Source organism: Streptomyces sp. NPDC046881 (assembly GCF_040645015.1).
Lineage (GTDB): Bacteria > Actinomycetota > Actinomycetes > Streptomycetales > Streptomycetaceae > Streptomyces.
In genome coordinates, this window is the sequence record NZ_JBEYXJ010000192.1 from 1 (window position 1) to 7,758 (window position 7,758).

Annotated in this window: 7 protein-coding genes; 3 read left to right on the top strand and 4 right to left on the bottom strand. The window is 74.5% G+C overall.

All coding sequences use genetic code 11. From position 1 onward, the window contains the following. Window positions 1–97 precede the first annotated feature (97 nt). Entirely contained in the window at window positions 98–1,432 is a 1,335-nt protein-coding gene (locus ABZ923_RS40365; protein ID WP_361483103.1) for a PH domain-containing protein, read from the bottom strand. Next, window positions 1,429–1,932: a PH domain-containing protein gene (locus ABZ923_RS40370; RefSeq protein ID WP_361483106.1), complete on the bottom strand. Its 504-nt coding sequence runs from the start codon at window positions 1,930–1,932 to the stop codon at window positions 1,429–1,431. Before ABZ923_RS40370 ends, ABZ923_RS40365 begins: the two co-directional genes overlap by 4 nt. A 31-nt stretch (window positions 1,933–1,963) precedes the next feature. Here ABZ923_RS40370 and ABZ923_RS40375 point away from each other — a divergent pair, with 31 nt between their 5' ends. Continuing rightward, the gene (locus tag ABZ923_RS40375) at window positions 1,964–3,115 is read left to right on the top strand and encodes an NADH-quinone oxidoreductase subunit D (RefSeq protein WP_361483109.1); all 1,152 of its coding nucleotides are present in this window, start codon (window positions 1,964–1,966) and stop codon (window positions 3,113–3,115) included. A 44-nt stretch (window positions 3,116–3,159) separates the two neighbouring features. On the opposite strand, the gene ABZ923_RS40380 is transcribed toward ABZ923_RS40375, so the two are convergent. Next, complete coding sequence (locus ABZ923_RS40380) at window positions 3,160–4,374, bottom strand: SAM-dependent methyltransferase (protein WP_361483112.1); 1,215 nt, start codon at window positions 4,372–4,374, stop codon at window positions 3,160–3,162. Window positions 4,375–4,492: 118 nt separating this feature from the next. Here ABZ923_RS40380 and ABZ923_RS40385 point away from each other — a divergent pair, with 118 nt between their 5' ends. Both ABZ923_RS40385 and ABZ923_RS40390 read left to right on the top strand, forming a co-directional pair. Beyond that, window positions 4,493–5,698, top strand: a complete 1,206-nt coding sequence (locus ABZ923_RS40385; RefSeq protein WP_361483115.1) for a sensor histidine kinase — start codon at window positions 4,493–4,495, stop codon at window positions 5,696–5,698. A 76-nt stretch (window positions 5,699–5,774) separates the two neighbouring features. Further along, window positions 5,775–6,446: a response regulator transcription factor gene (locus ABZ923_RS40390; protein WP_361483118.1), complete on the top strand. Its 672-nt coding sequence runs from the start codon at window positions 5,775–5,777 to the stop codon at window positions 6,444–6,446. 65 nt (window positions 6,447–6,511) lie between these two features. On the opposite strand, the gene ABZ923_RS40395 is transcribed toward ABZ923_RS40390, so the two are convergent. Further along, a complete protein-coding gene (locus ABZ923_RS40395; protein ID WP_361483121.1) occupies window positions 6,512–7,615 on the bottom strand; it encodes a DUF5937 family protein in 1,104 nt (367 codons plus the stop codon). Window positions 7,616–7,758: the final 143 nt, after the last annotated feature.

Genomic DNA, 7,758 nt, shown 5'->3' on the forward strand with positions numbered 1-7,758 from the left:
GCGCCGCCCGGCTTCCTGCCCCACCGCCGGCCGTACGCCCGGGGCCCGGTCTCCCCGCGGGGAGACCGGGCCCGGTGCGTCGGGTACGGCGGAGGGGCTAGCCGGTGGTCATCCAGCGGTCGGGGCGGGCGTTGCGGCGGCCCGTGCGGGAGCGTTCCGCCTGCTCGTGGAGGAGGCGCTCGGCCTCCCGGGCGTCGCGCAGGCGGGCCGTGACCGTCTTGTCGGCTCCCGTGTCCACATGGACGTCGGCGAGCCCCCAGCGGCGCCTCCAGGGCCCCTGGGTGAGCCGTACGCTCTGCACCTTGGCGTGCGGGACCAGGGAGAGCCGGCGGCGCAGCAGACCGCTCCGGGCGGCGAACACCGCGCCGGTGACCGCGAGCCGGTGCCCGCGCCACCACACCGGCACGCACCACCGGGCCCGCCGCGGCACCCGCGACAGCTCCCGGGGCACCGTCACGCCGGGCAGCACGCGCGCGACGACGGACTCGGCGACCGCGCGCGGGGCGACCGGGATCAGCACCGAGTTCTCCGAGCCGGCCACGTCCAGCTCCACCCGCACCCAGTCGCGCCTCCGCCACAGCAGCGGCTCCACGATCCGCACCGTCTGCACCCGGCCGGGCGGCACCGTCTCGTGCGCCCGGTCGAGCAGCCCGCGGTCGATGCGCAGCCCGTCCGGGGACTCGCTCACCGTCCAGTCGAACTCGGTGACGAACCGGCCGGCGCTGCTCGCGCCGGCCGCGCCGAACAGCGGCAGGGCGCTGGCGAGCACCGTCCACAGGTTGTCGGTGACGAGCCACAGCACGGTCGGCACGACGAGCGCGGCGCACAGCGACCCCCAGGTGGCGCCCGTCAGCAGCAGGGAGCGGACCAGCTCGCGCGGCGGCACGTGCAGCAGTACCCGCGCCGGCGCCTCACCGACCTCCCGCGCCGTCCCGGGTGCGAAACCGGCCGCGCGCGCCAGCAGCTCCGCGCGCAGGGCACGGGCCTCCCGCTCGCCCAGGAAGGCCAGCTCGTCCTTGTCGTCGGTGCCGACGACATCGATCCGCAGCTTCGCGACGCCCGCCACGCGCGCGAGGAGCGGACGGGAGACGTCCACGGCCTGGATGCGCTCCAGCCGGATGTGCGCGGTGCGCCGGAACAGCAGCCCGGTCCGTATGCGCAGCTCGGTGTCGGTGACGGCGTAGTGCGTGAACCACCAGGACAGGAAGCCGTAGAGACCGGCCGCCGGCACCAGCACCGCGACGCCCAGCAGCAGCATGGCGCCGGTCAGCCGCGTGAGCTGCTCCTGGGCGCCGTTCGGGTCGTGCACCGCCCAGCCGGCCAGCACGGTGAGCGGCGCCCAGGCGCGGCGGAAGGGCGTGACCGGGTGCAGCCGGCGCTCGGTGACGGGCGGGTGCTCCGGTATGCCGCCGGCCCGGCCGGGGGGCGTCACAGGCCCGCCGATCGTGCCTCGCCCAGCTCGGTCAGCCGGTCGCGCAGACGCTCCGCCTCGGCCGGGTCCAGGCCGGGAATGGTCGCGTCGGTCGCGGCGGCCGCGGTGTGCAGCTGCACGGTGGCCAGCCCGAAGCGCCGCTCCACGGGCCCGGAGGTCACCTCCACCAGCTGCATCCGCCCGTACGGCACCACCGTCTCCTCGCGCCACAGCACACCGCGGCTGATCAGCAGGTCGTCGGCGCGCTCGGCGTACCGCCAGGAGCGCCAGTTGCGGCCCAGCAGCCGCCAGCACCAGGCGGCGCACACCGGCGGCAGCAGCGCGCAGGCCGCCCACGCGGGCCCCGCCAGGAGCCCGGGCAGCAGCCCCGCGGCGACCGTGAGCACCCCCGTCCACACCACCAGCAGCAGCCGGCGCACGCGCAGCAGCCCGGGCTCCAGCGCGCGCCACGCCGGCTGGTCCGCCGGCGCTCCGGTCCCTTCGAGGCTCCCCGTTTCCATGAGGCCAGCGTACGTAGGGGAAACTGGGGCCATGACTCCTACGACGGAGACCACGGTCGGCATCGGCGGCGCGGCGGAGAGCACCGACATGGTGCTCAACATCGGGCCCCAGCACCCGTCCACGCACGGCGTGCTGCGGCTCAGGCTCGTGCTGGACGGGGAGCGCATCGTGCACGCGGAGCCGGTCATCGGCTACATGCACCGCGGCGCCGAGAAACTCTTCGAGGCACGCGACTACCGGCAGATCATCGTCCTCGCCAACCGCCACGACTGGCTGTCGGCGTTCTCGAACGAGCTGGGCGTCGTCCTCGCCGTGGAGCGCATGCTCGGCATGGAGGTCCCCGAGCGTGCGGTGTGGACGCGCACCCTGCTCGCCGAGCTGAACCGGGTGCTGAACCACCTGATGTTCCTCGGCTCGTACCCGCTGGAGCTGGGCGGGATCACGCCGGTGTTCTACGCGTTCCGGGAGCGCGAGGTGCTCCAGAACGTCATGGAGGAGGTCTCCGGCGGGCGCATGCACTACATGTTCAACCGCGTCGGCGGCCTCAAGGAGGACCTGCCGGCCGGCTGGACCGCACGCGCGCGTGCCGCCGTCGCCGACGTGCGCTCCCGCATGGACGTCTTCGACGACCTGGTGATCGGCAACGAGATCTTCCGGGGCCGTACGCGGGGCGTGGGCACGCTCGCACCGGAGACGGTGCACGCCTATGGCGTGAGCGGGCCCATCGCGCGCGGCTCGGGCGTCGACTTCGACCTGCGCCGCGACGAGCCGTACCTGGCCTACGGCGACCTCCAGGACACCCTGAAGGTGGAGACCCGCAGCGAGGGCGACTGCCTCGCCCGCTTCGAGGTGCTGCTGGCCCAGACCCACAACGCGCTGGACCTCGCCGACGCCTGCCTGGACCGGCTCGCCGAGCTGCCGCCCGGGCCGATCAACCAGCGGCTGCCTAAGGTGCTGAAGGCGCCCGAGGGGCACACGTACGCGTGGACCGAGAACCCGCTCGGGATCAACGGCTACTACCTGGTCAGCAAGGGCGAGAAGACCCCGTACCGGCTGAAGCTGCGCTCGGCCTCGTACAACAACATCCAGGCGCTGACCGAGCTGCTGCCGGGGACGCTGGTGGCGGACATGGTGGCGATCCTGGGATCGATGTTCTTCGTGGTCGGCGACATCGACAAGTAGGCCGGCGGGAGCGGTGAGCGGGCCGGCCGCCGGGGCGGTGCGGGCTACCGGCCCTCCGGCTCCCGCTCCAGGGGGTCCGGGATGCCGACCGGCTGGAGCAGCCAGCCGAAGTCGCCGAGACCGCCCGGTGCCGTCAGCTCGGCCGCCTCGCCCGCGCTCGCCAGCGCGCGCACGTAGGCGGCGGGGTCCGTGGAGGCCAGCGCCAGTGGAGGGCGTGCGCCGGTGAGATCGAGGGCGCGCAGAGCAGCGCGTTGCGCGAGGAGGCGCGCGGGGCGAAGCTCGCGCGCTGTTCCGCTGGCCCCGTGCGCCGTGCTGGGGGGCTCCTGCGCCGTGTCGGGAGGCGTGTGGGGCATGTTCCGCGCCGGAGTGAAGGGCGCGTCGGAGGGCGTATCGGCCGGTCTGTGCGCCGCACCGGAGAGAGTGCGCGCCGTGCCGGAGGGCGTGTACGGCGGACCGGGCGCCGCCGCGCACGCGTCCAGGGCGACGTGCGCCGTGATGTCGCACGACCCGTCCGGCACCGGTGCCGTCTCACGGCCCTCCCGGAAGCCGGTGAGCGTGCCGAACGGGGGGCGCGCGTCCAGGGTGTGGGCGTAGTCCACGGCCACCGCCAGGCCCCGCACCACCCGGTCCACGGCCGCCGCCCAGGCCCGGTCCCGGGGCAGCCCGATCTCCGCCCGCAGGCCCTCCTCGGCCGGCAGCGGCCACCAGCGCGCGAGCCAGTCGGCCGCCGCGCCCGTCACGGGGTCCCCGAGCCGTTCGGAGCCGTCCTCCGCCACGAGGACCAGCCGGGGCACGCCCGCGGAGTCCACCTCCACGACGTCCACGGGCACGTTGTCCAGCCACTCGTTGGCGAACAGCAGCCCGGTGACGGCGTCCGGGAGGTCGCTCAGCCAGGTGATCCGTCCGTCCAGCCCGGCCGGGCGGTCGGCGATCTCCACGGCGTACGCACGCGTGCGTGCCGCCACGTCGGCCGGCAGTGCGGCGAGCACCCCGCCGACCAGCTCGCCCCGCCCGGCGCCCACGTCGACGAAGTCCAGCACCGCGGGCCGGCCGAGCGCCGCGTCGACCCGGCACAGCAGCCGGGCCACGGCCCGCGCGAACAGGGGGGAGGCGTGCACGGACGTACGGAAATGGCCGGCCGGGCCCTCCGGACGCCGGTAGAAGCCGCCGGGGCCGTACAGGGCCGTCTCGGCCGCGGCGCGCCAGCCGCGCGGGCCGGGATGCGCGCGGGAGCCCTCCGCCGTCGTCTCATCCGTCACCGCACCAGACTAGGCACACAGATGATCACGACATCCACCTTGCGGAGTACGCGCGCCCGGCCCGGATCGGCCCATCGGTTGACCCCTGCACGCATCGGGTTTCCCTACGCTGGGTTACGTGCAGCGCCTCTATGACTTCCTCCGCCGCCACCCGACCTGGGTCGACAGCTTCTGGGCCGTCGCCCTGCTCGGGGTGTCCGCGGTGAGTGTGGTCAACCTCGACGGGGTGCCCGGTCACCACGGAACCATCGCCGAGGGGATGGCCGTGTCCGTCGTCCTGGGCGCCGTCGTGGCGCTGCGCCGCCGCTTCCCGGAGCCGATGCTGCTCGTCGCCCTCGTGGTCGGCCTGGCTCAGCTGGTCCTGGACATCGAGACGACCGTCTCCGACTTCGCCATGCTGGTGATCACCTACACGGTCGCGGCGGTCGGCGCGCGCTGGGCCTCCCGGCTGGCCCTCGCCGTCAGCCTCTGCGCGGCGACCGTGGCCCAGATCCGCTGGCCGGCCGAGCAGGCCAGCTTCGCCGGGCAGATCGCCATAGCCGTCTTCCAGACGGTGCCCTTCGCCCTCGCCTGGGTGCTCGGCGACTCCATGCGCACCCGGCGCGCCTACTTCGCCCAGCTGGAGGAGCGCGCGGCCCGTCTGGAGAAGGAGCGGGAGGCGCAGGCGAAGGTCGCGGTGGCCGCCGAGCGCGCCCGGATCGCGCGCGAGCTGCACGACGTCGTCGCGCACAACGTGTCGGTGATGGTGGTGCAGGCCGACGGTGCCGCCTACGTCATGGACGCCGCGCCCGACCAGGCGCGCGTGGCCCTGGAGACGATCTCCTCCACCGGCCGCCAGGCCCTGGCCGAGATGCGCCGCCTGCTGGGCGTGCTGCGCACCGGCGAACACCAGGAGAGCGGGGAGTACGTCCCACAGCCCGACGTCGAGCAGATCGACGACCTCGTCGAGCAGTGCCGCAGCTCCGGCCTGCCGGTCGACTTCAAGGTGGAGGGCACCCCGCGCCCGCTGCCCAGCGGCGTGGAGCTGACCGCCTACCGGATCGTGCAGGAGGCGCTCACCAACACCCGCAAGCACGGCGGGCCCAACGCGGGCGCGAGCGTACGCCTGGTCTACTTCGACGACGGTCTCGGCCTGCTGGTCGAGGACGACGGCAAGGGCGCCCCGCACGAGCTGTACGAGGAGGGCGGCGCCGACGGGCAGGGACACGGCCTGATCGGCATGCGCGAGCGCGTCGGCATGGTCGGCGGCACCCTGGACGCCGGCCCGCGTCCGGGCGGAGGATTCCGCATCAGCGCCCTGCTGCCGCTCAAGCCGGCGCACTGACGCAGCGGCGCGCCCCTCGTCGACACCTGTGACACCGTCCCCCGAAGCCACACCACCGCATGACGAAAGAGGCCCGATGACGATCCGCGTGATGCTCGTGGACGACCAGGTGCTGCTGCGCACCGGATTCCGGATGGTGCTCGCCGCGCAACCGGACATGGAGGTCGTCGCGGAGGCGGGGGACGGCGTGGAGGCCCTCCAGGTGCTGCGGTCCACCCCCGTCGACGTCGTCCTGATGGACGTCCGGATGCCGAAGCTGGACGGTGTGGAGGCCACCCGGCGGATCTGCTCCGAGCCCGACCCGCCGAAGGTGCTCATCCTGACCACGTTCGACCTGGACGAGTACGCCTTCTCCGGGCTGAAGGCGGGCGCCTCCGGCTTCATGCTCAAGGACGTGCCGCCGGGCGACCTCCTGGCCGCCATCCGTGCCGTGCACAGCGGTGACGCGGTCGTGGCGCCCTCCACCACCCGGCGCCTGCTGGACCGCTTCGCGCCGATGCTGCCCGCCGCCGGCAAGGAGCCCCAGCACAAGGAGCTGGAGCGGCTCACCGAGCGTGAGCGCGAGGTCATGGTGCTGGTCGCGCAGGGCCTGTCCAACGGCGAGATCGCGGCCCGGCTGGTGCTGAGCGAGGCGACCGTGAAGACCCATGTGGGCCGCATCCTGACCAAGCTCGGTCTGCGCGACCGGGTGCAGGTGGTCGTGCTGGCGTACGAGACGGGGCTGGTGCGGGCCGGCGGTCACGGCTGACGGCCGGTCCCGTACGGCCTCCGGCGCGTGACGCCCGCGCGCGCGGGCGACCGGACCCGGGTGGCTCAGCGCAGGACGCCCTCGATGAAGTCGCTGCCCAGCCGGGCCACCGCGGACAGGTCCAGCTGGTGCTGGACGTACCGGCCGCGCCGGCAGTCGGTGACCAGACCCGCCTTCTTCAGCACCGTCAGGTGCCGGGATATCTCGGGTGCCGACATGCCGTGCGCGTCGGCCAGTTCGCTCGTGGTGTGCGCGGCGCGCGCGAGGTGCCGGCACAGCCGCATCCGCACCGGGTGCGCCAGCGCCTCCAGCCGCCGCGTGAGCTGCTCCACGGACGGGGCCTGCGGCCGGGGGACGCTCGCCGGGTAGGAGATGGAGGGCTGCCAGCCGTACCGGTGCAGGACCATCACGTGCGGCCAGCCGAGGCTGGTCGGCACCAGCACCAGGCCGCCGTCCCCGGTGGCGGTGCGGCCCACCAGCAGCTTGTCGACCGTGATGAGCCCGGCGTCCTCGTCCAGCGAGACCGCCCCGGACAGGGACGCGAGGGCCTCGCCGAGGCCCTTGCGGCGCAGCAGTTCGGTCTTGTGCCGGGCGTCCGCGGCCAGCTGGGGCTGGACGCGGGCCCAGGTGTCGGCGAAGAAGGCGTCGTCGCAGTCGAGCATCAGCTGCCGGAACCAGGTGCGGACGGCCGGCGGATCCGTCAGCAGGCGGCGCGTGAACCGCTCCTGTACGGCCCCGCGCGCGGCGGCCAGCTCCAGGGAGCGCCGGCGCAGCTCCGGGTCGTCCAGCGGGCCGGGTTCCCGGACGTCGTAGCGCAGCTGGCAGGTGAACTCCAGGGCCGCGTTGACGAACTGTTCGTCCGTCAACGCGTCCAGCAGGTCCAGCTCTTCCGCGAGCGTGGCCCCGGGGACCGCGCGTCCGCCCGGGATGCCGGCGAACGGGGTGAAGACGTCCGAGAACGTCGTACGCCACAGGAAGTCCGCCTCGCACAGCCGGTCGGCCAGGCAGGGGTCCAGCCGGGAGGAGACGGCGGTCGCCCAGCCGCCCAGGTCGGGGTGGTGGCCGGGCTCGCTCAGCGCGTGCAACGCCATCCCCAGCTCCGCCAGCGGAGAGGGCGCGACGCAGACCCGCTCCAAAGGCAGTCCGGTGATGTCGATGGTCACGCTCATGCCCCCCATCGTGCACCCGCCCACCGACAGCGCCCGCGGGGGTTTTGGGGCGGCCGGCATCGTCGGGGCCAAGGGGCGGGGGGGGGGGGCCGGGGGAGGGCCCCGGGGCGGCGCGGGGCCCCCGCGGGCCCCCGGCGGGCGGG